General features: G+C 65.2%; 22 protein-coding genes. 9 read left to right on the forward strand and 13 right to left on the reverse strand.

The annotated features are described in order from the left end of the window. Nucleotides 1-12 precede the first annotated feature (12 nt). Nucleotides 13-1,524 carry an anthranilate synthase component I gene (gene trpE, locus WBG82_RS07115; RefSeq protein WP_424423123.1) on the forward strand — a complete coding sequence of 504 codons (1,512 nt, stop codon included), beginning with the start codon at nucleotides 13-15 and terminating at the stop codon, nucleotides 1,522-1,524. Between the two features lie 13 nt (nucleotides 1,525-1,537). Here the strand turns inward: trpE and WBG82_RS07120 are convergent, their stop codons facing one another. Then, nucleotides 1,538-2,569, reverse strand: coding sequence for a divergent polysaccharide deacetylase family protein (locus WBG82_RS07120; RefSeq protein ID WP_424423125.1), 1,032 nt, complete (start codon nucleotides 2,567-2,569; stop codon nucleotides 1,538-1,540). Between the two features lie 170 nt (nucleotides 2,570-2,739). On the opposite strand from WBG82_RS07120, the gene WBG82_RS07125 reads away from it, so the two are divergent. From WBG82_RS07125 to glp, 5 genes are all read left to right on the forward strand, one after another. Further along, nucleotides 2,740-3,333 carry an aminodeoxychorismate/anthranilate synthase component II gene (locus WBG82_RS07125; protein ID WP_324298470.1) on the forward strand — a complete coding sequence of 198 codons (594 nt, stop codon included), beginning with the start codon at nucleotides 2,740-2,742 and terminating at the stop codon, nucleotides 3,331-3,333. A gap of 15 nt (nucleotides 3,334-3,348) precedes the next feature. Continuing rightward, entirely contained in the window at nucleotides 3,349-4,389 is a 1,041-nt protein-coding gene (gene trpD / locus WBG82_RS07130; protein ID WP_424423128.1) for an anthranilate phosphoribosyltransferase, read from the forward strand. Next, nucleotides 4,382-5,170, forward strand: coding sequence for an indole-3-glycerol phosphate synthase TrpC (trpC, locus tag WBG82_RS07135; RefSeq protein ID WP_424423130.1), 789 nt, complete (start codon nucleotides 4,382-4,384; stop codon nucleotides 5,168-5,170). The genes trpD and trpC overlap by 8 nt, the downstream gene beginning before the upstream one ends. A gap of 157 nt (nucleotides 5,171-5,327) precedes the next feature. Beyond that, nucleotides 5,328-5,810, forward strand: a complete 483-nt coding sequence (gene moaC, locus WBG82_RS07140) for a cyclic pyranopterin monophosphate synthase MoaC (RefSeq protein ID WP_424423133.1) — start codon at nucleotides 5,328-5,330, stop codon at nucleotides 5,808-5,810. Between the two features lie 2 nt (nucleotides 5,811-5,812). After that, nucleotides 5,813-7,027, forward strand: a complete 1,215-nt coding sequence (gene glp / locus WBG82_RS07145; RefSeq protein WP_424423136.1) for a gephyrin-like molybdotransferase Glp — start codon at nucleotides 5,813-5,815, stop codon at nucleotides 7,025-7,027. On the opposite strand, the gene WBG82_RS07150 is transcribed toward glp, so the two are convergent. Then, on the reverse strand, nucleotides 7,024-7,983 hold the full coding sequence (locus tag WBG82_RS07150) for an oxidoreductase (protein ID WP_424423139.1): 960 nt from the start codon (nucleotides 7,981-7,983) through the stop codon (nucleotides 7,024-7,026). The two genes, glp and WBG82_RS07150, sit on opposite strands and share 4 nt — an antisense overlap. A 226-nt stretch (nucleotides 7,984-8,209) precedes the next feature. Between WBG82_RS07150 and lexA the strand changes: the two genes are divergently transcribed. Continuing rightward, nucleotides 8,210-8,920, forward strand: a complete 711-nt coding sequence (lexA, locus tag WBG82_RS07155; protein ID WP_424423141.1) for a transcriptional repressor LexA — start codon at nucleotides 8,210-8,212, stop codon at nucleotides 8,918-8,920. On the opposite strand, the gene WBG82_RS07160 is transcribed toward lexA, so the two are convergent. Next, complete coding sequence (locus WBG82_RS07160) at nucleotides 8,914-11,100, reverse strand: ComEC/Rec2 family competence protein (RefSeq protein WP_424423142.1); 2,187 nt, start codon at nucleotides 11,098-11,100, stop codon at nucleotides 8,914-8,916. The two genes, lexA and WBG82_RS07160, sit on opposite strands and share 7 nt — an antisense overlap. A gap of 236 nt (nucleotides 11,101-11,336) precedes the next feature. Between WBG82_RS07160 and gltX the strand changes: the two genes are divergently transcribed. Both gltX and gltA read left to right on the forward strand, forming a co-directional pair. Next, nucleotides 11,337-12,764 carry a glutamate--tRNA ligase gene (gltX, locus tag WBG82_RS07165; RefSeq protein ID WP_424423143.1) on the forward strand — a complete coding sequence of 476 codons (1,428 nt, stop codon included), beginning with the start codon at nucleotides 11,337-11,339 and terminating at the stop codon, nucleotides 12,762-12,764. A 106-nt stretch (nucleotides 12,765-12,870) separates the two neighbouring features. Next, complete coding sequence (gene gltA, locus WBG82_RS07170) at nucleotides 12,871-14,187, forward strand: citrate synthase (protein ID WP_424423145.1); 1,317 nt, start codon at nucleotides 12,871-12,873, stop codon at nucleotides 14,185-14,187. 63 nt (nucleotides 14,188-14,250) lie between these two features. On the opposite strand, the gene WBG82_RS07175 is transcribed toward gltA, so the two are convergent. The 10 genes from WBG82_RS07175 to dxr form a co-directional block, all read right to left on the reverse strand. Then, nucleotides 14,251-14,850 (reverse strand): HAD-IA family hydrolase, encoded by a 600-nt coding sequence (locus WBG82_RS07175; RefSeq protein ID WP_424423146.1) that lies wholly within the window; start codon nucleotides 14,848-14,850, stop codon nucleotides 14,251-14,253. A 70-nt stretch (nucleotides 14,851-14,920) separates the two neighbouring features. Continuing rightward, on the reverse strand, nucleotides 14,921-16,102 hold the full coding sequence (gene lpxB, locus WBG82_RS07180; RefSeq protein ID WP_424423147.1) for a lipid-A-disaccharide synthase: 1,182 nt from the start codon (nucleotides 16,100-16,102) through the stop codon (nucleotides 14,921-14,923). Beyond that, complete coding sequence (locus WBG82_RS07185; RefSeq protein ID WP_424423148.1) at nucleotides 16,099-16,965, reverse strand: LpxI family protein; 867 nt, start codon at nucleotides 16,963-16,965, stop codon at nucleotides 16,099-16,101. The genes lpxB and WBG82_RS07185 overlap by 4 nt, the downstream gene beginning before the upstream one ends. A 25-nt stretch (nucleotides 16,966-16,990) precedes the next feature. Continuing rightward, nucleotides 16,991-17,776 carry an acyl-ACP--UDP-N-acetylglucosamine O-acyltransferase gene (gene lpxA, locus WBG82_RS07190; protein ID WP_424423150.1) on the reverse strand — a complete coding sequence of 262 codons (786 nt, stop codon included), beginning with the start codon at nucleotides 17,774-17,776 and terminating at the stop codon, nucleotides 16,991-16,993. After that, nucleotides 17,773-18,252: a 3-hydroxyacyl-ACP dehydratase FabZ gene (gene fabZ / locus WBG82_RS07195; protein WP_324298495.1), complete on the reverse strand. Its 480-nt coding sequence runs from the start codon at nucleotides 18,250-18,252 to the stop codon at nucleotides 17,773-17,775. Before fabZ ends, lpxA begins: the two co-directional genes overlap by 4 nt. Nucleotides 18,253-18,300: 48 nt before the next feature. Then, nucleotides 18,301-19,365, reverse strand: coding sequence for a UDP-3-O-(3-hydroxymyristoyl)glucosamine N-acyltransferase (lpxD, locus tag WBG82_RS07200; RefSeq protein ID WP_424423152.1), 1,065 nt, complete (start codon nucleotides 19,363-19,365; stop codon nucleotides 18,301-18,303). 52 nt (nucleotides 19,366-19,417) lie between these two features. Continuing rightward, the gene (locus tag WBG82_RS07205; RefSeq protein WP_424423153.1) at nucleotides 19,418-20,017 is read right to left on the reverse strand and encodes an OmpH family outer membrane protein; all 600 of its coding nucleotides are present in this window, start codon (nucleotides 20,015-20,017) and stop codon (nucleotides 19,418-19,420) included. A gap of 22 nt (nucleotides 20,018-20,039) precedes the next feature. Further along, the gene (bamA, locus tag WBG82_RS07210) at nucleotides 20,040-22,364 is read right to left on the reverse strand and encodes an outer membrane protein assembly factor BamA (RefSeq protein ID WP_424423155.1); all 2,325 of its coding nucleotides are present in this window, start codon (nucleotides 22,362-22,364) and stop codon (nucleotides 20,040-20,042) included. 123 nt (nucleotides 22,365-22,487) lie between these two features. After that, complete coding sequence (rseP, locus tag WBG82_RS07215; protein WP_424423156.1) at nucleotides 22,488-23,633, reverse strand: RIP metalloprotease RseP; 1,146 nt, start codon at nucleotides 23,631-23,633, stop codon at nucleotides 22,488-22,490. Between the two features lie 128 nt (nucleotides 23,634-23,761). Next, the coding region (gene dxr / locus WBG82_RS07220) for a 1-deoxy-D-xylulose-5-phosphate reductoisomerase (protein ID WP_424423158.1) at nucleotides 23,762-24,580 on the reverse strand (819 nt) is incomplete at its 5' end.

Genomic DNA, 24,580 nt, shown 5'->3' on the forward strand with positions numbered 1-24,580 from the left:
CACGAGTTCACGATGATTCAACCCGGCTTTTCGGATTTCGAGCGCGTCTACAATTCCGGCACGGCGCAGGTCGTGTGGACGCGGCTCGTGGCCGACCTCGAAACGCCGGTTTCGGCGATGCTCAAGATCGCCGACGGGAAGCCCAACAGCTTCCTTCTCGAATCCGTCGAGGGCGGAGACACGCGCGGGCGCTATTCGATCATCGGCCTGAAGCCGGACGTCATCTGGCGCACCAATGGCGACAAGGCCGAGATCAACCGGCAGGCGCGCTTCGACATGGAAGCCTTCGAGCCCTGCGCGGGCGGCGCGCTCGCCTCGCTCCGCGCGCTCATCGAGGCGTCTCGGATCGCGCTTCCCGAGGAGCTGCCGCCGATGGCGGCCGGCGTCTTCGGCTATATGGGCTATGACATGGTGCGGCTGATGGAGCATTTGCCCAACCAGCCCAAGGATGTGCTCGGCCTGCCCGACGGGCTCTTCGTGCGTCCGACCATCATCGCCGTCTTCGACTCGGTGAAGGACGAAGTCACCATCGTGACGCCCGTGCGGCCCGAGCCCGGCATCAGCGCGCGCGCCGCCTATGCGCGCGCGGGCGAAAGGCTCACCGACGTCGTCAACGATTTCGGCCGCTCCCTGCCCCATGCCGATCAGATCGAGAACGTGCCCGACATGCCGGAGCCCGTATCGAACACGCCGCGCGACGTCTATTTCGACATGGTGCGCAAGGCGAAGGACTACATCGCGGCGGGAGACATATTCCAGGTCGTCCTTTCCCAGCGCTTCGAGGCGCCCTTCACCCTGCCCCCCTTCGCGCTCTATCGCGCGCTGAGGCGGATCAACCCGTCGCCCTATCTCTATTTCCTCAATTTCGAGAAATTCTCCATCGTCGGCTCGAGCCCGGAAATCCTCGTCCGCGTACGGAACGGAAGGGTGACGATCCGCCCCATCGCGGGCACGCGCCACCGCGGCAAGAGCACGGCGGAGGATGTCGCCATCGGCGAGGAGCTTCTTTCCGATCCGAAGGAGCGCGCCGAGCATCTGATGCTGCTCGATCTCGGCCGCAACGATGTTGGCCGCGTCTCCAGGATCGGCAGCGTCGAGGTGACGGAGAAGTTCGCGCTGCAGCTCACCTCGCATCTCATCCACATCGTCTCGAATGTGGAAGGCGATCTCGATCCCCATTACGACGCCATAGCGGCGCTCATCGCCGGCTTCCCGGCGGGCACCGTTTCCGGCGCGCCCAAGGTGCGCGCCATGGAGATCATCGACGAGCTGGAACTCGAAAAGCGCGGCACCTATGCCGGATGCGTCGGCTATTTCTCCGCCGCAGGCGACATGGACACCTGCATCGTGCTTCGCACCGCCTTGGTGAAGGACGGCAGGATGTATGTGCAGGCGGGAGGCGGTGTCGTCGCCGACTCGACGCCCGAGGGCGAAAATCAGGAAAGCATCAACAAGGCGAAGGCGCTCTTCCGCGCGGCCGAGGAGGCCGTTCGCTACGCCTCCCGGAGCGGGCGGCGGCAATAAGCCCCGCGCGTCCTCAGCTTGCTTCGTGGCGGCGCAGGATCGCCGTCAGCGGCACGATGCTTATGCCTCTCGCCTCCGCTTCCGGAATCCATTTTTCGAGAATTTGCAGCGTCTCGGGATGAGGATGGCCGATCGCGATGGCGAAGCCGCGCTCGCGCGCCATCTTTTCGAGCTTGCCGAGTTCGGCGGTGACCTCCGCCCCTTCCTCGTCGTGATCGAGAAAGATATTGCGCGTCAATGCGGGGACGCCCGCCGCGCGGGCAGCGTTACCAGCCTCCGAACTGCCGATGGTGCGTGAATCGAGAAACATGAGGCCGCGCGGCTTCAACTCCTCCATGACGATGCGCATCCCCTCGGCATTGGCCGTGAACCGGCTTCCCATGTGGTTGTTGATGCCAACATAGCCCTCGAACTGCGCAAGGTTCCATTCGAGATTGGCGCGGATCTCGTCTGGCGACTGGGCGCGCCGCAGCGCGTGGGGGCCGGGATCGGCGGAGCCTACGGGCTCCATCGGAACATGGACGAGAATTTCATGGCCCTTGTCGCGCGCCGCCCTGACAAGCTCCGCGACATTCGGCGCATAAGGCAGGAAAGCGAAGGTGACGGTCGCCGGGAGCTTCATCGCCCGCTCGGTGCCCTTGCGGTTCGGCCCCATATCGTCGAGCACGATGGCGACCATGGGCTCGCGCGGCGCCGTTTCGGGGATCGCGGCGAAGCGTCTCCAGGCCGGAAGGCCGCCTTCCCTGAGCGCCGGCTTTTCGGCTTTCGGCGCCTCGGGCGCGGCCGCCAGTTCGGGCGCCTTCGTCTCCGCGGGTTCAGTGACATGGGGCGGCTCTGCCGGCTCCGGTGTCAGCGGCGCAGATGCCTGTTCGCTGGCGCTGGGCACCAGCGGCCCCGCCGGCGCCTCGGGCTTTCTCTCGCCAATCCAGTAGCTCGCAAGTGCCAGACCGAGGGCGAGCGACACCGCGCCCAGCAGGAGGTCGCGGCGAAATTGCGGTTTCGCCGCCAGGGCCTTGAAGTAGCTGACAAAATCGAACTGCCGCATGAAATTCCACGACTCACTGAACACGGATTGCCGACGCGGCGCGATACGAGCATGCCGGAACCCGAAAGGCAAAGCCGCGCAAGGGCTTCCAATTCTTGCCCCGGCCCCGTTCCCAAGCCTATAAGGTGCTCATGAAGGCGGGCCCGGACCCGCCGACCAAAGGCCGAACCATGCTGCTTCTGATCGATAATTATGACAGCTTCACCTACAACCTCGTTCATTTTTTGGGCGAGCTTGGGGCGGATGCCGAGGTGCATCGCAACGACAAGCTGTCGGTCGGACAGGCCATGTCCAAGCGCCCGGAGGCCATCGTCATTTCGCCCGGCCCCTGCGACCCGGACAAGGCGGGCATCTGCCTCGATCTCATCAAGGCGGCGGCGGATGCGCGCGTGCCCCTTCTCGGCGTCTGTCTCGGCCATCAGGCTATCGGCCAGGCCTTTGGCGGGCGCATCATCCGCGCGCCGGAGCTGATGCATGGCAAGGTCGACGCGGTGCTGCACACGGGCAAGGGCGTCTTCAGGCATCTGCCGAGCCCGCTGCAGGCGACGCGCTATCACTCGCTGACCATCGACCCCGAAACCTTCCCCTCCGTGCTCGAGATCACGGCGCATTCGCCGGACGGCACGATCATGGGGCTGCAGCACCGGGAACTGCCCATTCACGGCGTTCAGTTCCATCCGGAGAGCATCGCCACCGAGCATGGCCACGACCTGCTGCGAAACTTCCTCGAAATCGCGGGCGTGAAAACGCATGCGGTTGTGTGAGGTGATCGAGGACCCATGCCGGACTTCAAGACACTGATCGCCAAGGTCGCGGACGGCCTCCCGCTCTCCGCTGCCGATGCTGAAAGCGCTTTCGAGGCCATCATGTCGGGCGCGGCGACGCCCGCGCAGATGGGCGCGTTTCTGATGGCGCTGCGCGTTCGCGGCGAGAGCGTCGACGAATTGACGGCGGGCGCCCAGATCATGCGGGCGAAGGCGCTGCGGGTGACCGCCCCCGCCAACGCCATCGACATTGTCGGCACGGGCGGCGACGGCGCGCAGACCTACAATATTTCGACCGCGACTTCGCTCGTCGTCGCCGCGTTGGGCGTACCCGTGGCAAAGCACGGCAACCGCGCGGCATCATCGAGGTCGGGCACGGCAGACGCGCTCACAGCGCTCGGCGTCAAGCTCGACATTTCGCCCGAAGAAATCAGCCGCTGCATCGCTGAAGCCGGGATCGGCTTCATGTTCGCGCCCGCGCACCACTCGGCGATGAAGCATGTGGCGCCGGTTCGCACGGAACTCGGCACACGGACGATCTTCAACCTGCTCGGGCCGCTTTCAAATCCTGCGGGCGTCAAGCGGCATGTGATCGGCGTTTATGCGGCGCGCTGGGTCGAGCCCTTCGCGGAGACGCTGCGAAACCTCGGTTCGGAGCGCGCGCTGGTCGTTCACGGAGACGGGCTCGACGAGTTCACGACGGCGGGCACGTCCTATGTCGCGGAACTCAAGGGCGGCAGGATCCGCACATTCGAGACGACGCCGGAGGAAGTGGGCCTCGCGCAGGCGACGCTCGCCGAACTGCGCGGCGGAGAGCCGGCGGAGAATGCGGAGGCGATCAGGCAACTGCTCGACGGAACGAAGGGCCCCTATCGGGACATCGTTCTTCTGAATGCCGCTGCGGGGCTCGTCGTGGCGGGAAAAGCGGAAACACTGAAAGAAGGCGTGGGCCTCGCGGCCGGGGCCATTGATAGCGGCGCTGCGAAGAAGGTTCTTCGGCGGCTCGTCGCCGTTTCCAATGGCCAGCTTTCGGGCGTAGAGGCGGCGCATGACTGACATTCTCGACAGAATCCGGAGCTACAAGCTCGAGGAGATCGCGGCGGCGAAGCAGGCCGTCGCCTTCAGCGATGTGGAGCGCGAAGCGCGCGCGGCGCCCGCCGTGCGCGGATTTGCGGCCGCGCTCTCGCGCAGGGTCGAGGCGAAGCAATATGCGCTGATCGCCGAGATCAAGAAGGCGAGCCCCTCCAAGGGCCTCATCCGCGCCGATTTCGATCCGGCGGCTCTCGCGCGCGCCTATGAGCGCGGCGGCGCCGCCTGCCTCTCCGTTCTCACCGACACGCCTTCCTTTCAGGGCAGCGCCGACTATTTGCGGCAGGCGCGCGCGGCGGTTTCGCTTCCCGTCATCCGCAAGGATTTCATGTACGACCCCTATCAGGTCGCCGAAGCCCGCGCGATGGGCGCCGATTGCATCCTCATCATCATGGCCTCGGTTTCGGACGCGCAGGCGCGCGAGCTTGAAGCCGCCGCTTTCGACTGGGGAATGGATGCGGTCATCGAAGTGCATGACGAAAGCGAGCTTGAGCGCGCGCTGACGCTGAAGAGCCCGCTCATCGGCATCAACAACCGCAATCTCAAGACCTTCGAGACGACGCTGGCAACGACCGAACGGCTCGCGCCCCTCGTGCCGAAGGAACGGCTCGTCATCGGCGAGAGCGGCATCTTCACGCCTGCCGATCTCGCGCGCCTGGCGAAGTCCGGCGTGCTTGCCTTCCTCGTCGGCGAAAGCCTGATGCGGCAGCAGGACGTCGAAGCGGCGACACGCGCGCTTCTTTCCTGATCCTTGCGGGGCGCGCTCTGCCCTGCCCCCAACGATGCAATGCAGCTTCGCCGCCTCACACGGCCGGGTGGACGGCGGATATGAATGTGCTGCATGCTTCCATGGTCGGCATACCCGCAAGCCGGTCGTCATGCGGAATGAATTGAGGCAGGGCCCCTTGGCGAAAAAGACACTCACCCATCTCGACGAGCGCGGCGCCGCCAGCATGGTGGACGTATCCGCGAAGCCCGTGACGGCGCGGGAGGCGACGGCGAAGGGCCGCGTTGTCATGGACGCCGAAACGCTGAAGCTCGTCACCGGCGGCGGCCTTGCCAAGGGAAACGCGCTTGAGGTCGCGCGCCTCGCGGGCATCATGGCCGCGAAGAAGACCGCCGATCTCATTCCGCTTTGCCATCCGCTCGCGATCTCGAAAGTGTCGGTGGAGCTGACGCCAGACACGAAGGCAGGCTGCATCGACATCGAGGCGACGGTGAAAGTGGCGGGGCAAACCGGCGTCGAGATGGAGGCGCTGACGGCCGTGAGCGTCGCCTGCCTCACGCTCTACGATATGGCGAAGGCGGTCGATCGCTCGATGCGGATCACCGACATTCGCCTCACGCACAAGTCCGGCGGAAAATCCGGCACCTATGAGGCGAAGTGACGATGACGCGAGAGCCGCTCATTCCGGTCGCGGAGGCGCGTGGGCGCATTCTCGCGGCCATTGAGCCGACCGCATCCGAACGGGTCGCGCTTGCCGAGGCGCATGGCCGCATTCTCGCCGAGGATGTCGTCGCGCTGCGCACGCAGCCGCCCGCCGATCTCTCGGCCATGGATGGCTATGCGGTTCGCGCCGAGGACGTGGCGAGCGTGCCCGCACGGCTCCGCGTCATTGGTGAAGCCCCTGCGGGACGCGCCTTTGGCGGCGCGTTGGGCAGCGGCGAGGCCGTGCGGATTTTCACCGGCGCGCCGCTCCCCGAAGGCGCCGACACTATCGTCATTCAGGAAAACACGGAGCGATATGGCGATTTCGTCATCATCCGACAGGGCGCGGCGGCGGGTCGCCATGTGAGGCGCGCGGGCCTCGACTTCACGGAAGGCACGACATGCCTCGCCCGCGGCCGCAGGCTCTCGCCCGCCGATATTGCGCTTGCAGCCGCCATGAACGTGCCCGGCGTCAGCGTCCACCGCGCGCCCCGCATCGCCTTCTTCTCGACGGGCGACGAGCTTGTGCGCCCGGGCGATCCCATCGGTCCCGGTCAGATCGTTTCGGCCAATAATGACGGGCTTGCCGCGCTCATCGCAGAAGCGGGCGGCGTCCCTCTCGATCTCGGCATCGTGCCCGACCGGCGCGACGCCATCCGCATCGCGGCTCATCGCGCCGCCGAGGCTGACATGCTGGTGACGCTTGGCGGCGCATCCGTCGGCGAGCACGATCTCGTGCAGGCGGCGCTCGCGGAGGACGGGCTCGCCATCGACTTCTGGCGCATCGCCATGCGCCCCGGCAAGCCGCTGATGTTCGGCCGCTACCGCGACCTTCCGATGCTCGGCCTGCCGGGCAACCCGGTTTCCGCGCTGGTCTGCGCGCTCATCTTTCTCGTGCCAGCCATCACGAAGCTCGGGGGCGGCGGCGACACCTCACCTCGCACCACGCTTGCGCGGCTCGGCCCCGGACTCTCCGAAAACGATCAGCGTGAAGACTATCTGCGAGCGCGGCTTGAGACTCAGCCCGACGAGCTGCCCCTCGCCACGCCTTTCGAGACGCAGGACAGCTCCATGCTTTCGGTGCTCTCGGCGGCCGATTGCCTCGTCATCCGGCCGCCTCACGCGCCGGCGGCCGAGGCGGGCGAGATCGTGCGGGTGATGCCGCTGCGGGGCTAGGCAAGACCCGTCATTTCTTCGGACACGCTCCAGAGCCGTTCCGCCGCCTCCGCATCGAGCGCATGAGGCAGGACGCCGCTCCAGGGCGCATCCTCCTTCCAGGGCGCAGCCTCCGCGCAATCTTCCAGATAGAGCCCGCCGATCCCTTGAAGCTCCTTCGCCGTCGCCGCCCAGACGGAGGTGGCCGCCCCTTGCGCGGGCGTCTTCATGCCGGGATTGATGGAGCCATCCGGCAGGATCCATCCAAGCGCCTTCTGTTCCTCCATCGGCATATGTTTCTGAAGGCCGGTCATGATGCCGCCCGGCATGACGGCATTCGCGGTGATGCCATCCGCGCCGAAGCGCCGCGTCCAGCCGACGGCGAAAAGCGCATTCGCGGTTTTCGATTGTCCGTATGCGGCCCATTTGTCGTAGGGGCGCTGTTTGAAGTGAATGTCGTCGAAGACGACCGGCGAACGGCGATGGCCGATCGAGGACAGGGAGACGATGCGCGCGGGCGCACCCTTTCGCAACAGGGGAAGCAGCAGGTTCGCAAGCAGGAAGTGGCCGAGATGGTTCGTCGCGAATTGAAGCTCGTAGCCCTCTTTGGTGCGCATCTCCGGCGTCGCCATGATGCCCGCATTGTTGACGAGGATATGGAGCGCGGCGTGGCTCGCGGCGAAATCGGCGGCGAAGCGGCGGACGGAGGCCTGATCGCCGAGATCGAGGGCGCCGACCGCAATCCTGTCATTGCCGGTTGCCTTGCGGAGATCGGCCGCCACCGCCTCACCCTTCGCCGTATCGCGCACGGCAAGCGTGAGATCCGCACCGGCGGACGCAAAGGCCCGCGCCGTCTCCACGCCGATGCCGGACGCCGCGCCCGTGACAAGGACCACGCGGCCGGAAAGATCGTGCCCCTTGATGACGTCGAGCGCCGTTGCCCTGCGGTCGAATTGCGACGTGATGCGGCCTGCCATGATGAACCTCCCTCCATGCTTAAGGGAGCGGAGTATGAGCGCCGCGCGGTCGCCTCGCCATAAACACTATCGTGAGCTTCTCCGCCATCGCGGCCACGGACCTGCAACGCCCGGCGCCGCCTCTCGAATTTCCAAATTATCCACAGAAGTGCTTGACGTCAGACGTGAACCAAACTAGAACGTGTGGCGAGGTTTATGGTTTGTTCCATATTTGGGGCCGGAAAGCATGCTCACGCGGAAACAGCACGAACTCCTGATGTTCATCCATGAGCGGATCAAGGAGGGGGGCGTTTCTCCGAGCTTCGACGAGATGAAGGAAGCTCTCGACCTGCGGTCGAAGTCGGGCATCCACCGCCTCATCACCGCGCTCGAGGAGCGGGGCTTCATCCGCCGCCTCGCCCATCGCGCCCGCGCTCTCGAAATTCTCAAGCTTCCCGAATCGGCCTCCCCGAGCCTCGCGGTTTCGCGCGCCAAGGGTTTCTCGCCGAGCGTCATCGAGGGCAGTCGCGGCAAGGCGCTCAGCCGCGACCTTCAGCCCGCCAATCAGCCCGAAAACACGATCACACTCTCCGTCATGGGCCGCATCGCGGCCGGCACGCCCATCGAGGCGCTGCAGGAGGAAAGCCATCAGGTCAGCGTGCCGATATCGCTTCTCGGCACGGGCGAGCATTATGCGCTCGAGGTCAAGGGCGACTCGATGATCGACGCCGGCATTCTCGATGGCGACACGGTGCTCATCCAGCGTTGCGACACCGCCAATAGCGGCGAGATCGTCGTGGCGCTCGTCGACAATATCGAGGCGACGCTGAAGCGGCTGCGCCGCAAGGGCGACTCGATCGCGCTCGAAGCCGCGAACCCTGCTTACGAGACGCGCATCTTCGGTCCAGACCGGGTCAAGGTGCAGGGCAAGCTCGTCGGCCTGCTGCGCCGCTACTGATCCCCGGCCTCGCCGGCGGATTTCGGCTGGCGCTGAACCCATGGGCGCGCGCCCCTGCTCTCGCGCGCTGTCTCTATCCGCACCGCCCCATCCGCCCCGTAGTAAAGCGCGATGGCGCCGCCCCGCCAGAGATCGAAGCGGTCGATGAGCGTCGGCGCGCGGCACTGATTTCGCAGTCGCCAGGGAACTCCGAAACGGGCGATGACGATCTGCGCCGTCTCGCAATCCTCCGTAAGCGCATCATGGCTGGCCGGTAGCGCGATGACCGGCCTTCCCTCTTCCCGCCACAGGCATCCCAGAGCATCGCAGCGAAGAAAGTCCGATTTCGCCTCGGCGGGCTTGCGCGGGTCGCCATCGCGGCGCAGCCACTGCCCGGCGGCATAGGACGCCCGCGCCGAGGTGAGCGCGAGGCGGCCATCCGCCATGCGAATGGCGGCAAGCGCGCCCTCGCGGTCGATCAGCACGTCCGGCCGCGCGCCGCCCGTCCACAAGGCGAGGCTCAGAATAACCGGCGCCGCTCCGAGATAGCGCCACTGCCCGCGCCAGAGGGCGAGCCACAATCCGCCAAGGGTCATGAGTATCAGCGAGGCCATGGGCGCGGCGGCGACGAAGCGATCCGCCCCTTCCCAGCCGGCAACCTGATGGGCGACCCAGAGCATCGCATCGATCCCCTTGCCCATGAGCCAGAGCGCCGGGCCGTCTAGCCCCAGCGGCATGAGAATGAGCGCGACGAGCGCCATGGGCATGACGATGGCGCTCACTATGGGCAAGGCGCCCATATTGCCCGCCATGCCGTAAAGGGCGATCCGGTCGAAATGAAAGGCCGCATAGGCGCCGGTCGCAATTCCGGCAACCGTCGTCGTGAGCAGGATGCCGGCGACATGGTTCGCGGCGAAGCGGAAGAATGTGGAGACGACGCCCTCCGGCCCCTCGCGCATCGCCGCGAGAAGGCGCTGGGCAAAGGGCGTTTCGTAGAATGCGATGAGCGCGACGACGGCGGAAAACGACATCTGGAAACTCGCGCCAAGCAGGCTTTCCGGCCGCCAGGCGAGCACCACCAGCGCCGCGAGCGCGACATTTCGCATGCTGAGCGCCGGGCGATCGAAGAGGATCGCAAGGAACATCAGCGAGATCATGATCCAGGAGCGCTGCGTCGCGACTTCTGCGCCCGAAATCATGAGATAGGCGGTCGAGCCGATGAGCGCTGCCGCCGCACCCCATTTCTTGATCGGAAAGCGCAGCGCGATTGGCGGCACCGCCGCGAAACAGGCGCGCACGAGCCAGAAGAGCGAGCCGCCGAAAAGAGCCATATGCAGGCCCGAGATCGAGAGCACATGGGCAAGGCCGGCATTGCGAAGGTCCTCGGCCGCCCATTTCGGAATGGCGCGCTGCTCGCCGGTGATGAGGGCCGCGGCAACCGGGCCCGCAGCACCGCCGATTGCGGTCTGCACACGGATGGTGATGCGGTGCCGCAGGCGGGCGAGCGCCGTCGCCGCATCGTTCGGCGCGGGCGCGATCCGCTCCGGCGCGGTGAAGGCGAAGCCGACCCCGCCAATTCTCTCGAACCACACCTGCCGCGCGTAGTCGAAGCCGCCCGGCTCCACGGGTTCGGGCGGCGGCAGCAGCCTGGCGCGGAGGCGTATCGTTTCGCCGGGTTCGACGGGCTCGCTCTTCATGCGGAGCTGGATGCGGATGCGGGCCGGAAGCGCGGCCGGCGCAAGCCGCTCCATGAAGATCGGCGCGACGAGAAGCGAGAGCGCGCCGGTGTCCGTTCGCTGCGATTCGACCACGCGGCCTTCGAGCGCGCCGCTCCATAAGCGCTCCAGCACGGGGGCCGCCACGCTCCAGCTCCGCAGGCAGGCGAAGGTGAAGCCGAGCGCGATGCAAAGAACCACCACCGCCGGGATGGCGAGCGCGGCACGGCGGAAGGTGGCAATGAAGACGGCCGAAGCGACCGCCAGCGCTGCGAAGGCGAGCCAGAGCGGCGGCTCGGCGGCGAGCGCGAAATAGAGCGCGATGCCGAGCCCCATGAGCACGGGGGTCCAGAGAAACCAGCGGTCGCTTTCGGCCACGAAGGCGCGGGAGAGGCCATGCCAGGCCGCGCGGGCGGCGGCGGCCCATGGCCCCCCGGCCGGCCCCGCATCGGCGCCCGCCGAAGCCCCACCCGTCGCAATCGCCAAGCCTTGCCCCTCCACCCCGAAAAAGGCCCCGAACAGGCCGTGAACGGCAGCACAATCCCGCGCGTTTCAGGGCTTACCCTGCGTTGCCGCGATGTGCTAGAAAGCCCCTGCCCTGCTGTGATCCGAGCGCGTCGCTATGCGCTGCCGGATATGAGCTTGCCAACAATTATTCGCCTTGCCTACCTGATTGGGCCTGCCTGTCCGGGCAAAGCACATGGGTGGGACGACGGAAGATCATGACGGAACCGAAGAAAGTCGTAACCCGCTTTGCCCCCTCGCCGACGGGCTTTCTGCACATTGGCGGCGGGCGCACCGCGCTGTTCAACTGGCTCTTCGCACGCCGGTACGGGGGAACGTTTCTGCTCCGGATCGAGGATACCGACCGCGAGCGCTCGACCGATGCCGCCATCGACGCGATTTTCGAGGGCTTGCGCTGGCTCGGCCTCGACTGGGATGGCGACGTCACCCACCAGTTCGCGCGCCAGGCGCGCCACCGCGAAGTCGCGGAGGAACTGCTGAGGCGCGGCAAGGCCTATTATTGTTACGCCTCCCCGCAGGAACTCGAGGAAATGCGCGAGAAGGCGAAGGCCGAGGGCCGCCCGATCCGCTATGACGGCCGCTGGCGCGACCGCGATCCGTCCGAAGCGCCTGCCGGCGTCAAACCCGTCATCCGCTTCAAGTCGCCCAATGAGGGCGAGACGATCGTGCGCGATCACGTCATGGGCGATGTGCGCTTCGCCAATGAGCAGCTCGACGACCTCATCATCGTCCGCAGCGACGGCACGCCGACCTACAATCTCTCCGTCGTCGTCGACGACCACGACATGGGCGTGACCCATATCATCCGCGGCGACGACCACCTGACCAATGCCGGGCGCCAGAGCCAGATTTACGAGGCGATGGGCTGGGACGTGCCGGAATTCGCGCATGTGCCGCTCATTCACGGACCGGACGGCGCAAAGCTTTCCAAGCGCCACGGCGCGCTCGGTATCGATGCCTATCGCGACATGGGCTATCTGCCCGAGGCGATGCGCAACTATCTCGCCCGGCTCGGCTGGAGCCATGGCGACGACGAGATCTTCTCGACCGAGCAGGCCATCGAATGGTTCGACCTCGAACATATCGGCCGCTCGCCCTCGCGCTTCGACTTCGCGAAGCTCGAAAACCTCAATGGCCACTATATCCGGCAGGCGGACGACACGCGCCTTGCAGAGCTGACGATCGAGCTGATGCAGCGGGTCGGCGGCTGGGCGTCCGATGGCGACAATGCGGGCCCTGCGTTCCGCGCGCAGTTCATCGCGGCCATGCCGGGTCTCAAGGAACGCGCGAAGACGCTGATCGAGATCGGCAAGGGAGCCGAGTTCCTGCGCGCCGCAAGGCCCATTCCGCTCGACGACAATGCGCGCAAGCTCCTCAATGACGAGGCGCGCGCGCTACTCAAGCGGCTCCATGCGCTGCTCGAGGCAAGGCAGGACTGGAGCGCCGAGAGCATCGAGGCCGATGTGCGCGCCTTCGCCGAAGCCGAAAACCTCAAGCTCGGCAAAGTGGCGCAGCCCCTACGCGCCGCATTGACGGGAAGCTCGGTTTCGCCCCCTATCTTCGACGTGCTGACGACGCTCGGCCGCGACGAGTCGCTCGGACGTATCAAGGATCAAGCGGTGTAACCCTCGCCCGAGGCGAGATCGCCCTATAGAATGTTCAACAATCGCCGGATCGGATCGCAAACAAAGAGCGATCCGGCAAACCAGCAAAGGACACAGGCAGGGAAGCATGACAAAAGTTGGAACCCAAGCTGGCGCGAAGTCCACCGCAACACTTTCCGTCGATGGAAAGAACTTCGACCTTCCCCTTTTTGACGGCTCGATCGGCCCGAGCGTGATCGACATCTCGAAGCTCTACGGGCAGACGGGGCACTTCACCTACGACCCGGGCTTCACATCGACCGCGAGCTGCGAGTCGAAGATCACCTATATCGACGGCGAGGAAGGCGTCCTCCTCTATCGCGGCTACCCGATCGAGCAACTCGCCGAGCACGGCAATTTCCTCGAAACCTGCTACCTGCTGCTGAACGGCGAACTGCCGAAGCCGGACGAATTCAAGGAGTTCGACCGCGCCATCACGAACCACACCATGGTTCACGAGCAGATGCAGTTCTTCCTGCGCGGTTTCCGCCGCGACGCGCATCCCATGGCGGTCATGTGCGGCATGGTCGGCGCGCTGTCGGCCTTCTATCACGACTCGACCGACATCAACGATCCGATGCAGCGCATGATCGCGAGCCGCCGCCTGATCGCGAAGATCCCGACGCTCGCTGCCATGGCCTACAAATATTCGCTCGGCCAGCCCGTCGTTTATCCGCGCAACAGCCTCGGCTATGCGGAAAACTTCCTCCACATGTGCTTCTCGGTTCCGGCCGAGGAATACAAGGTGGATCCGATCCTCGCGCGCGCCATGGACCGCATCTTCATTCTCCATGCCGATCACGAGCAGAACGCCTCGACCTCGACCGTGCGCCTTGCCGGCTCTTCGGGTGCCAATCCCTTCGCCTGCATCGCGGCCGGCATCGCCTGCCTCTGGGGCCCGGCGCATGGCGGCGCCAACGAAGCCGCGCTCAACATGCTCTCCGAGATCGGCACGGTTGACCGCATCCCGGAATTCATCGCGCGCGCCAAGGACAAGAACGATCCGTTCCGTCTGATGGGCTTCGGCCACCGCGTCTACAAGAACTACGACCCGCGCGCCCGTGTGATGCAGAAGACCTGCCACGAGGTGCTGCAGGTTCTCGGCATCAAGGACGACCCGCTGCTCGATGTCGCCATCGAACTGGAGCGGATCGCGCTCAATGACGAGTACTTCATCGAGAAGAAGCTCTATCCGAATATCGACTTCTATTCGGGCATCACGCTGAAGGCGATGGGCTTCCCGACGACGATGTTCACCGTTCTCTTCGCGCTCGCCCGCACGGTCGGCTGGGTGGCGCAGTGGAACGAGATGATCGAGGATCCGGATCAGCGCATCGGCCGTCCGCGCCAGCTCTATACGGGCGCGCCGCGCCGCGACTATGTTGCGCTCGACAAGCGCAAGTAAGAGAGCTGAATTTCGGCAATGTGAAAGAGGCGCCCCGCGGGGCGCCTCTTTTATTGTAGTCGGTCAGATCGCCACCAGCTCAGCCAAGCGATCCTCGCCCGTCCAGCATGAGGCCTTCCAGCCCATGCGCCTTGCCGCATCGATATTTGCAGAACTGTCATCGATCAGAAGCAGGCATTCTCCCGGAATGCCGACCGCCTTTTCCACCTTTTGAAAAAATGCGGCGTCGGGCTTCTGGTGGCCGAGATCGGCAGAATAATAGATGCCATCGAAATGTTTCGCGAGGCCGAGCCTGTCCATGAGATAGGCCGCGCGGGCGTGTTCCTGATTGGTCGCCAGACAAGCCCTCAGGCCTTGCGCCCGCAAGGCATCTATCTCCTGCAATAAACGGCGGTCGATCCGGGCATCATTCTCGAACCAATAGGCTATGAGGTCTTCGCAACTCAGCCCCGACGCAATTCGCGCAAGCACGGGAGCGAGACGATCATGCAAAGTGCTTTTGCCAGTCACGACAGCGTCCCAATGCGGGCGGAAGAATTCCCGCTGCAACTCTTCGGCATCCAGGCCGAGATCATCCGCCAGCCTGCTGCTCCAAGGGCGACCATCCTTGGGCCTGCCGCGAATGACGACCCCGTCCACATCGATCATCAGGGCTCTGATCATCTACCTGCATTCTCTCTGCTGTGGCTTGAGCGAGCCGTGCCACACTACCGCACGCCATGACGAGACCGGACTATGCAAGGCTCGCGGGAAGCATCTCCAGCACGGCACGCGCGGCGCGCAGGCTCGGCCGGTCGCCGCCCACGCCCATGACGTGGCGGAGATCCTCGAGGTCCGCGAGCGCGCGCTCTCTCTGCGGCGTGTCCACCAGCAGCGGGCGCAAGGCTTCGACAAGCGCCTTGGGCTTTGCGGCGAATTGCAGAAATTCGCGCACCGCCGGACGGTCGAGAATGAGATTCACGATGACGACCGAGGGCACCTGAAGCAGCCCCGAAACGGCCCAGGCCGCGACCGGATCGATCTTGTAGGCAACGACCATCGGCACACGGGCAAGCCCAAGTTCGAGCGACACGGTGCCCGATGCGGCAAGCGCCGCCGTCGCAGCATCGAAGGCCGCACGCTTCTCCGCCTCCCCCTCGACGAGTTCGACCGGAACGCCCCAACCCTTCACGGCCTCCTCGACGAGGTGGCGTACATGCGGCACCGTCGGAAGCACGAGTTTGAGGCCCGGAATTTCGGCTGCGAGCAAGGCGGCCGTCTCGCCGAAGACACTCGCAAGGCGCTTCACTTCATTGGTGCGGCTGCCAGGCAAGAGCAGAAGCAGAGGCGCGTCCGGCGCGATGCCATGCTTCTTGCGGAATTCGAGGCCGGAGCCCGGCTCCGGCAGGCGCTCGATCGCAGGATGCCCGACATAGACGCAATCGAGATCGGCTTCAGCGCGGAAGAAGTCCGGCTCGAAAGGCAGGAGCGCAAGCACGCGCTTGATATAGCGCGCCATGGCCCGCGCGCGGCCGCGCCGCCAGGCCCAGACGCTGGGTGCCACATAATTCGCAATCGGAATATCTGGCGCGCGCTTCGCCACGCGCTTCGCCACCATATGGGTGAAATCCGGGCTGTCGATGATGACGAGAACGTCGGGCCGCTCCCGCACGGCGAAGTCCGCTGTCTCGCGCATACGCCTCAGGATGAGCGGCAGGCGCGGAATGACCTCGCGCGGCCCCATCACGGATGTATCCGACATGAGAAAGATGGATGAGAGGCCCTGGGCGATCATGTTTGGCCCGCCCGCGCCGGTGATGCGTACGCGGCCTCCGGTAAGCTCCTTCAGCGCCTCCATCAGCTCTCCGCCAAGCGCATCGCCCGAGGGCTCACCCGCCACCAGCATGATATGCGGAACGCGCGCCTCGCCGCTCACGGTTTAGGTCCAATCGTGCGGCTATGCGGAAATCCCAGAACGAACAGTCCAAGCTCGTTGGCGCGGCGCACGACGTCTTCCGCATCGTTGACGATCGCGCCATCGGCCTCGACGGCGATCCCGGCAAGGCCGGCGGCGGCGGCGTTCTCAACCGTCCGCACACCAATTGTTGGCCTGTCCACCCTGCGCTCCTGTTCCGGTTTCGGCAGCTTCACGAGCACGCCGTCGCGCTCCAGATTGCCGGGCGCGCGCGCGGCGGCAAGCTCGGCCAGCATGACGTCGGTTCCTCTCACATCCTCGAGTGCGATAATCTCGCCCTTGCGCGCGACCGCGCCCTGACCGGCATCGCGCGCGCCGAGATCGCGGGCCGCGGCGATCGCAATATCTATGTCCTTCTCCTGCGAGGCGCTGGGAGCGCGGATCGTGAGCAGCCCTTCCCGCGCGAGAAGCTGCGGCAGAAACGTCTCCACGCCGACGACCTTGAGGCCGTTTTCCTCGAGGAATTCCACGACGCCGCGCAGCAGCGCATCGTCGCCGGTCTTGAGCCGCCGGATGAAACGCGGAAGGAGAAGCAGTCCTCTGAAATCCGGGACGATGTCGCCGAGCCGCGGCCTGTTCATCGGGCCGATGATGACGATGTCCTCGCAGCCCGCCTGCTTGAAAAGCTTGAGAAAGCGCCCCATGGCGCCGACGCGGACCCAGCCATGCGGATAGCGCGCAATGTCCGGTCCGGCGGCGCCCCTGACGCCGACGATGAAGACATCGCGGCCCGCCGCGCGCGCCGCATCGGCGACCGCGAGGGGGAGCGGCCCGCCGCCTGCGGCTATGCCGAGCTTGCGAGGTCTGGAGGCGGGTGAACTCATGCGACGTGCCTCGGCTTGCCCGTGGCTAGCGCGGCAGGCAAAGCGGCCTGTCGGACCCGGCCTGGATGAAGTCCACGATCTCCATCACCTCGGCATTGCCCTCGAAGCGCTCCTTGACGGCCGCGACACGATCGCGAAGCGCGCCCTCGGCCGCAAAGATCTGGCCATAGGCATCGCGCAGCGAGTTGATCTGCTCGCGCGTGAAGCCGCGCCGCTTCAGGCCGACGAGGTTGAGCCCCATGAGATGCGCGCGATTGCCGACGACGAGGCCGAACGGAATGATGTCGCTCTCGACCGCGCTCGCGCCGCCCACAAAAGCATGGCGTCCGATGCGAACGAACTGATGAACGGCGGAGCCGCCGCCGAAGATCACGAAGTCCTCCACGCGGCAATGTCCGGCGAGCAGCGTCGCATTGGAGAAGATGACATGGTCGCCGATCTGGCAGTCATGCCCCACATGCGCGCTCGCAAGGAAGGTGCAATGGCTGCCGACGCGCGTCACCATGCCGCCGCCTTCCGTGCCCATGTTCATGGTCACATATTCGCGGATCAGATTGTCGCTGCCGATTTCGAGCGTACTCGGCTCGCCGCGATATTTGAGGTCCTGCGGCGGCTGGCCGATCGACGCGAAGGGATAGACCTCGTTGCGCGGCCCCATCGTCGTCCGCCCCGCGATCACGACATGGGAATGCAGCGTGACGTTGTCGCCAAGCTTCACATCCGGCCCAACAATGCTGTAGGGGCCGATCTTCACGCCTGCGCCGAGTTCCGCCTTCGGATCGACGATGGCTGTCGGATGAATATCCGTCATGCCTTGTCCGCCTGGTCGACGATCATCGCGCTGAAATCGGCTTCGGCCGCGAGCAGGCCGTCGACCTTCGCCTCGCCGTTGAACTTCCACACCGGGCCCCGGTTGTGAATCCGCGTGACATGCACCTTCAGCACGTCACCCGGCAGGACCGGCTTGCGGAACCGCGCCCGGTCGATCGTCATGAAATAGACGATCTTGCCGGCCGCCTTGTCGCCAAGACTGCTCAGCACCAGCGCGCCCGCCGTCTGCGCCATCGCCTCTACGATGAGCACGCCGGGCATCACCGGATGTCCCGGAAAGTGCCCCTGAAAGAATGGTTCGTTGACGGACACATTCTTGATGCCGATAGCCGACTCGCTCCCGCGCATCTCGACGATGCGATCGATCATCAGCATCGGGTAGCGATGCGGGAGAAGCTCCATCACCCGCTTGATGTCCGCGCTGCCAAGCTTTTCCGCCGCTTCAGCCTCATTCATCCTGTAGCCCTCTCTCGTGCGACCGCCGCCGCATGTCTCCCTCTCGCCTCAGTCGGAGGCTGAACCCTCGCCCGTCTTCCGCCGCTTCCCGAGGTTCTTCACCGCGGCGAGCTCACGCTGCCATTCGCGCACCGGGCGCGCAGGCACGCCGCCATATTTCTGGCCCGGCGGCACATCGTGAATGACGGCGCTCCGCGCTGCGATCTGGGCGCCGGAATTGATTGTCAGATGGCCGGTCACGCCGACCTGCGCCGCAAGCACGACGAAATCGCCGAGCTTCGCGCTGCCAGACACGCCGGTCTGGGCCACCACGATGCACCCCCGCCCCGTCGAAACGTTGTGGCCGATCTGAACGAGATTATCAATCTTGGTTCCCTCGCCGATCACCGTGTCGGGCCCCGCCCCGCGATCGACCGTCGAATTGGCGCCGATCTCGACATCGTCCTGAACGATCACACGGCCGAGTTGCGGCACTTTTTCGTGGCGAGGGAGCCCCATCGCGAAACCGAAACCGTCCTGCCCGATCGCCACTCCGGGGTGCAGGATCACGCGATCCCCGACATGGGCATGGCTGATCGTGACATTGGGCCCGATGAAGCAATCGCGGCCGATGGTGCAGCCTTTGCCGATGGCGGCATTGGCGCCGATGACGCTTCCCGCCCCCACTTCCGCGCCTGCGCCGATCACCGCGCCGGGTTCCACCGTGACGCCCGCGCCGAGCTTCGCCGTCGGATGCACGACCGCGCGGGGATGGATGGTCCCCGGCTCTCCGAAGGTGTCGCTGCCGCGCGCTTCATCCGGATAGAAAAGCTGGCTCGCGCGCGCATAGGCGCGATAGGGCTCATTCGCGAGGAGAAGCGCGACGCCCGCAGGCGCGCGCGCCGCAAAACGCGGATGGACGAGGCAGGCCCCGGCCGCCGTGGCGGCAAAGGCCTCCGCATATTTGGGATTGTCGAGAAAGCTCAGATGGCCGGGGCCGGCGCTGTCGAGCGGCGCCACGTCGTCGAGGCGAAGCGACGCGTCGGCGCCATCGGCAATCTCGGCCCCCACCCGCTCGGCTATTTCGCCGAGCGTGAAGGGGCCCTGATTATTGAAGAAGCGAGAGTCCGCCATTGTCGCCGCCGCGTGCCGGCCATCACGCGCGACCGGCCCGCCTCTCCTTTCGTCACTGAGCGCCCTTTTGTCCCTTTGCCACCTCGGACAGCGGCACAGGCTTGACGCTGATGGTGGTCAGCTTTGCATCGAGCTGCTTCAGCACTTCGGCCGTCACATCGAGATCGACGCCGCCGGCGAGCACGACCGACTGATCGAGAAGAATGGTCGCGTTATTCTTCTTCATGATGTCGGCGAAGATCGGGCGGATCGCCGCCTCGATCTCGGAGCGGGCCTTGTTCGCGCCGAGCTGAAGCTCCTGCCCCTTCTGGCGCATCTTGCGCTGATGGTCGGCTTCCTTCTTCTGCAGCGCCTCATACTTCTTCTGCAGATCCTCGGGCTTCAGCAGGGCGCGCTGCTCGGTCAGCTTCTTTGCTTCCGCCTCGATGGCGTCCTGCCCCTTTTTGTCCTCCGCCTGGAGCTTCTTGGCGAGGTCCTGCAACTGATCGCGAACGCTGACGCCGACCTTGGCCTGAGCGAAGACCTGCTCCGTGTTAACGATGAGGATCACCGCCGGGGTTGCCGCCTTGGCGGCGGGAGCCGCAGCCAGAGAAACGAACGAGGCGAATGCGAGTGCCGCGATGGTACGCGCGACGTAACGATAGGACTTCATGACAGGGCTATCCTTTTCAAGCTCAGAACTGTGTACCGGCGCTGAAGCGGAAGAGCTCGCGCTGGTCGTAGGGTTCGTCGACGAGAACCTTCGCAAAATCGAGACGAACGGGACCGAAAGGCGATTTCCAGTTGATGCTCAGGCCGGCCGATACGCGCGGCGCGAACTTGTCCTGGATCGTCGGAACGGCAGGCTCGTCCGCGAGGCCGATATAGCCAAAGTCCGAGAACAGGCTCGTCGTGATGCCGAGTGCTTCGGGCAGGCCGTTCGGGAAGCTCACCTCCGCCGTACCGAAGGCATAGGCCTCGGCGCCCACGGCGTCATTGTTGGTGGTGCCCGTATCGCGCGGACCGATGCCGCCCGACTTGAAGCCGCGGAAGTCCGCGCCGCCCTTGAAGAAGCGGTCGTTCAGCTTCACGCGCTCGCCGAGACCCTTGATGTAGCCGAGATCGGCGCGCAGGGTCAGCGTGTAGCCATCGGCCAGTTCGTAATAATTGTGGGCGAGGATCTGGCTCGACAGATAGTGAACCGTGCCGCCAAGGCCGGCGAAATCCTGGCTGAACAGGAAGTCCCAGCCGGATTTCGGCGTCACGGGATCGTCGCGATAGTCGATGTAGTAGTCATAGCCCACGACGGAGCGCGTCTGCTCACCCAGCGCGGCCTTGATCGCTGCCGACACGTTGGGATCGGAGACGTTGACGTTGAAGATTTCCTCGCGCCGCAGCTGGTAGCGCGTCAGCAACCGGCTCTTGTCGGTGAGCGGGAAGCCGAAGCGAAGACCGAAGCCGCGCGTGCGAGCATCGAACGACGCCTGATCCTGATAGTTCGTCTCGCTTCCGAAGAGGTCGAAGCCGCCCACCAGATCGCGATCGAGGAAATAGGGGTCCGTATAGTGGAACTCGATGAGCTGCTGACGCTTCGACACCGAAACGCTCGTGCCGAGCTGCAGTCCGCGGCCGAGGAAGTTCCGCTCGCTGAGGCCGACACCGGCAATCGCGCTGTCGAGCGAGGAGAAGCCGAAGCTCAGCGAGAGCGAGCCCGTGGACTGCTCCTGCACCGCGACATTGACCACCGTCTTGTCGGGGGCGCTGCCCGGCTCCTGCGTCACGTCCACTTTGGCGAAATATTGCAGCCCGCGAATATTCTTCTCGGACTTGTCCAGCAGCACCTTGTTGAAGGCGTCGCCCTCGACAAGCTTCATCTGTCTGCGGATGACCCGGTCGAGGGTTCGCACGTTGCCGCTGATATTGATGCGCTCCACATAGACGCGCGGTCCCTCGGTGATCGCATAGGTGATGTCGACGAGCCGCTTCTTGCGGTCGCGATGAACGCGCGGGCGCACTTCGGCGAAGGCGTAGCCGCGCGAGCCGGCCGCGAAGGTCAGCGCGTCGACGGACTTGTCGATGAGGGTCGCGTTGTAGGTGTCGCCGGGCTTGGTCTGGACCAGTTCCTGCAGTTCGTCCTTGTTGAGCTTTTCCAGGTTGGTCTTGATGTCGACCTTGCCGATTGTATAGACCTCGCCCTCTTCAACCGTGAAGGTGATGTGGAAGGCGGCGTCATCGCGCGTCAGGTCGGCGACCGCGGACACGACGCGGAAGTCGGCATATCCCTTGGAGAGATAGAAGCGGCGCAGCAACTCGCGGTCGTAGGTCAGGCGATCAGGGTCGTAGCTGTCTGAAGACGACAGGAACTTCCACCAGGCCGATTCACTCGTCGAGATGACCTCGCGCAGCTCGCCGTCGCTGAAATTCTTGTTACCGAGGAAGTCGATCGAGGCGATCTTCGTCTTCGGCCCCTCATTGATCTCGAAGACGAGATCGACGCGGTTCTGCGGCAGGCGAATGACCTTGGGCTCGACGGTTGCCGCGAAGCGGCCGCCGCGGCGGTAAAGCTCGACGATGCGGCTGACATCCGCCTGCACCTTGGCGCGCGTGTAGATAGTGCGCGGCTTCAGCTGAACTTCGTTGTTGAGGTCTTCTTCCTTCACCGCATGGATGCCTTCATAGGCCACGCGATTGATGATCGGGTTTTCGACGACCGAAACGACCAGCCTGTCGCCTTCGCGGCGCATGCTGACATCGGCGAAGAGGCCGGTCTTGAAGAGGCTCTTCAGCGAGGCGTCCACCACGGCCGGATCGTAGACCTGCCCCTCGCGGAAGGACATGTAGGAGAGCACGGTCTCGCGCTCGATGCGCTGATTGCCCTCGACCACGATTTCGCGAATGACCGGGCCCTTCGCCGCCTGCTCGGCGGCCGCGGCGCCGCTCACGCCCCAGGTGCCGCTACCGGCCGGGGTCTGCATCGCGAGAACGCACAATCCAAGGAACAGCGCGGCAATGCCACTCAATCCCGCCCCTCTGGTCATCTTGCCGGCCAGTCGCCCCATCCCCTACCTACCTCGATCGCGCGAGCCCTGACCGGGTCCCGCATTGTGTTTCCGTCTCTCCCGTCCGCACCCCGGCGGAAGGGATCAGCTGAACAGATGAACCAAGTCGTTCCAGGTCGCAAAAACCATCAACATCATCACGAGCGCCAGACCAATGCGGAATCCGTATTCCTGCGCCTGATCGCCCATCGGGCGGCCCCGCACCGCCTCGACCGCATAATATAGCAGGTGCCCGCCATCAAGCATCGGAACCGGAAACAGGTTCAGAAGGCCGATGCTGACGGACAGAACCGCCGTCAGGCTGATGAGCGCACCAAATCCGATGGCAGCAACTTGCCCTGAAACCTGGGCGATCCGCAATGGGCCGCCCAGCTGTCCCGCATCCTCGCGGCCGGCAAAAATGCCGCCGATATAGTCCATCGTGCGGGCGACGATGAACCATGTCTCCTTGGCGCCGAGCCAGACACTGGTCAGCGGATCGGACTTCACGACCCGGAAGTTGCCTTCCTTGACATCGCGCTGGATGCCGAGAAGACCGATGCGGTGAGCATTGCCGAAGCGGTCCTTCATCTCCTCGAGGCGCGGCGTCGCGTTGAGGGAGAGTGTTTCGCCATCGGCGCGCTTGACGAGGAAAGTCAGGCTCTGGCCGGCGCTCGCGCTGACGATGCGCTGCATCTCCTCGAAACTCTCGATCGTCGTCCCGTCGATGGAGAGCACGAGATCGCCCGGCCTGAAGCCCGCCTCGGCGGCGGCGCTGTCGGGCTGCACGCCATCGACGACAGGCGTCGCGACCGTCTGGCCCGCGAAGGTGAAGAGGCCCGCGAACAGCAGGATAGCCAGAACGAAATTGGCGAACGGCCCAGCCGCCACGACGGCAGCGCGCTGATGCAGGGGCTTGAAGTGGAACAGGCCGCCGCGCTCCTCCGGCGGGATTTCGGCGAGGCGGCGCCGGTCGGGGGTGCTGGCGGCCGATTCATCGCCGACGAATTTCACGTAACCGCCAAGCGGTATCCAGCTCACTTTCCAGCGCGTGCCGTGCCGGTCGTTCCAGCCGACGATCTCGCGCCCGAATCCGATGGAGAAGGTTTCGACCTTCACACCGCAGAGCCGCGCCACCAGGAAGTGGCCCAGCTCATGAAAGAAGACCACGATGGTGAGGACGAACAGGAACGGAATCAGATAGCCGCCGAGCGACTCGCCGAAATTGCCGATCCCTGCCAATAGGTGCATTACGCTCAAAATCCGCTCTCAAACCATGCAGGTCCGGGTTCGACCTGTTGCCGAACGATCACCGGCTTCCGCAAAACGTCCCCCGCTGCGCGACCTGCAAACGGCCCGCGTATGTGCCAAAGACTACGTCAGCGGGCAACTAAATGCACCACTTCCTCGGCCTGAATCCTGGCCAATCGGTCGATTTCGTAAATATCGTCGAGGCTCGCCGGTCCGGCCGTCCGCGCCGCAAGCCCGGAGGTCACCTTCTCCACGGTCGCGGCGATGTCGAGAAATCCGATATGCCCGGCCAGGAAGGCGGCAACCGCGATCTCGTTGGCGGCGTTGAGGATGGTCGGGGCGGCGCCCCCTGCCCGCAGCGCCTCGCGGGCAAGCCGCAATGCCGGAAACCGCTCGGGGTCCGGGGCCTCGAAGCTCAATTTACCAATTTCGGCGAAGTCGAGCCTCGGCGCCGGCGTCATCATGCGATTGGGCCAGGCCAGCGTATAGGAGATGGGCGTGCGCATGTCGGGCATGCCGAGCTGCGCCAGCACCGAGCCGTCCATATAGGCGACCATGCTGTGGACGATCGATTCCGGGTGGATGACGATCTCCAGCCGCTCCTCGCCCACGGGAAAGAGATAATGGGCCTCGATGAGTTCGAGGCCCTTGTTCATCAGCGTGGCGGAATCGATCGAGATCTTGGCGCCCATGCTCCAGCGCGGATGGGCAACGGCCTGTTCCCGCGTCGCGCCCGCCATTTCCTCGCGTGACCAGGTGCGGAAGGGCCCGCCCGAGGCCGTGAGGATGATCCGGTCGACGGCGTGGAGCCTGTCGGCCTCGAGCACCTGAAAGATCGCATTGTGCTCCGAATCGACCGGCAGCAGCGTCGCGCCCGATTTCGCGACTTCGGCAAGGAAGATCGCTCCGGCCGAAACGAGGCACTCCTTGTTCGCCAGCGCCACCGC

The organism is Parvibaculum sp. (genome assembly GCF_049671045.1).
In the GTDB taxonomy this organism is placed as follows: domain Bacteria; phylum Pseudomonadota; class Alphaproteobacteria; order Parvibaculales; family Parvibaculaceae; genus Parvibaculum.

Coding starts and splice junctions, on each gene's coding strand:
- WBG82_RS07125 (WP_324298470.1), top strand. CDS start 2,740: ATGCTGCTTCTGATCGATAATTATGACAGCTTCACCTACAACCTCGTT.
- trpE (WP_424423123.1), top strand. CDS start 13: ATGATTCAACCCGGCTTTTCGGATTTCGAGCGCGTCTACAATTCCGGC.
- WBG82_RS07185 (WP_424423148.1), bottom strand. CDS start 16,965: ATGAGTTCACCCGCCTCCAGACCTCGCAAGCTCGGCATAGCCGCAGGC.
- gltA (WP_424423145.1), top strand. CDS start 12,871: ATGACAAAAGTTGGAACCCAAGCTGGCGCGAAGTCCACCGCAACACTT.
- WBG82_RS07175 (WP_424423146.1), bottom strand. CDS start 14,850: ATGATCAGAGCCCTGATGATCGATGTGGACGGGGTCGTCATTCGCGGC.
- trpC (WP_424423130.1), top strand. CDS start 4,382: ATGACTGACATTCTCGACAGAATCCGGAGCTACAAGCTCGAGGAGATC.
- lexA (WP_424423141.1), top strand. CDS start 8,210: ATGCTCACGCGGAAACAGCACGAACTCCTGATGTTCATCCATGAGCGG.
- lpxD (WP_424423152.1), bottom strand. CDS start 19,365: ATGGCGGACTCTCGCTTCTTCAATAATCAGGGCCCCTTCACGCTCGGC.
- lpxA (WP_424423150.1), bottom strand. CDS start 17,776: ATGACGGATATTCATCCGACAGCCATCGTCGATCCGAAGGCGGAACTC.
- WBG82_RS07150 (WP_424423139.1), bottom strand. CDS start 7,983: ATGGCAGGCCGCATCACGTCGCAATTCGACCGCAGGGCAACGGCGCTC.
- rseP (WP_424423156.1), bottom strand. CDS start 23,633: ATGCACCTATTGGCAGGGATCGGCAATTTCGGCGAGTCGCTCGGCGGC.
- WBG82_RS07120 (WP_424423125.1), bottom strand. CDS start 2,569: ATGCGGCAGTTCGATTTTGTCAGCTACTTCAAGGCCCTGGCGGCGAAA.
- fabZ (WP_324298495.1), bottom strand. CDS start 18,252: ATGAATGAGGCTGAAGCGGCGGAAAAGCTTGGCAGCGCGGACATCAAG.
- glp (WP_424423136.1), top strand. CDS start 5,813: ATGACGCGAGAGCCGCTCATTCCGGTCGCGGAGGCGCGTGGGCGCATT.
- trpD (WP_424423128.1), top strand. CDS start 3,349: ATGCCGGACTTCAAGACACTGATCGCCAAGGTCGCGGACGGCCTCCCG.
- gltX (WP_424423143.1), top strand. CDS start 11,337: ATGACGGAACCGAAGAAAGTCGTAACCCGCTTTGCCCCCTCGCCGACG.
- WBG82_RS07205 (WP_424423153.1), bottom strand. CDS start 20,017: ATGAAGTCCTATCGTTACGTCGCGCGTACCATCGCGGCACTCGCATTC.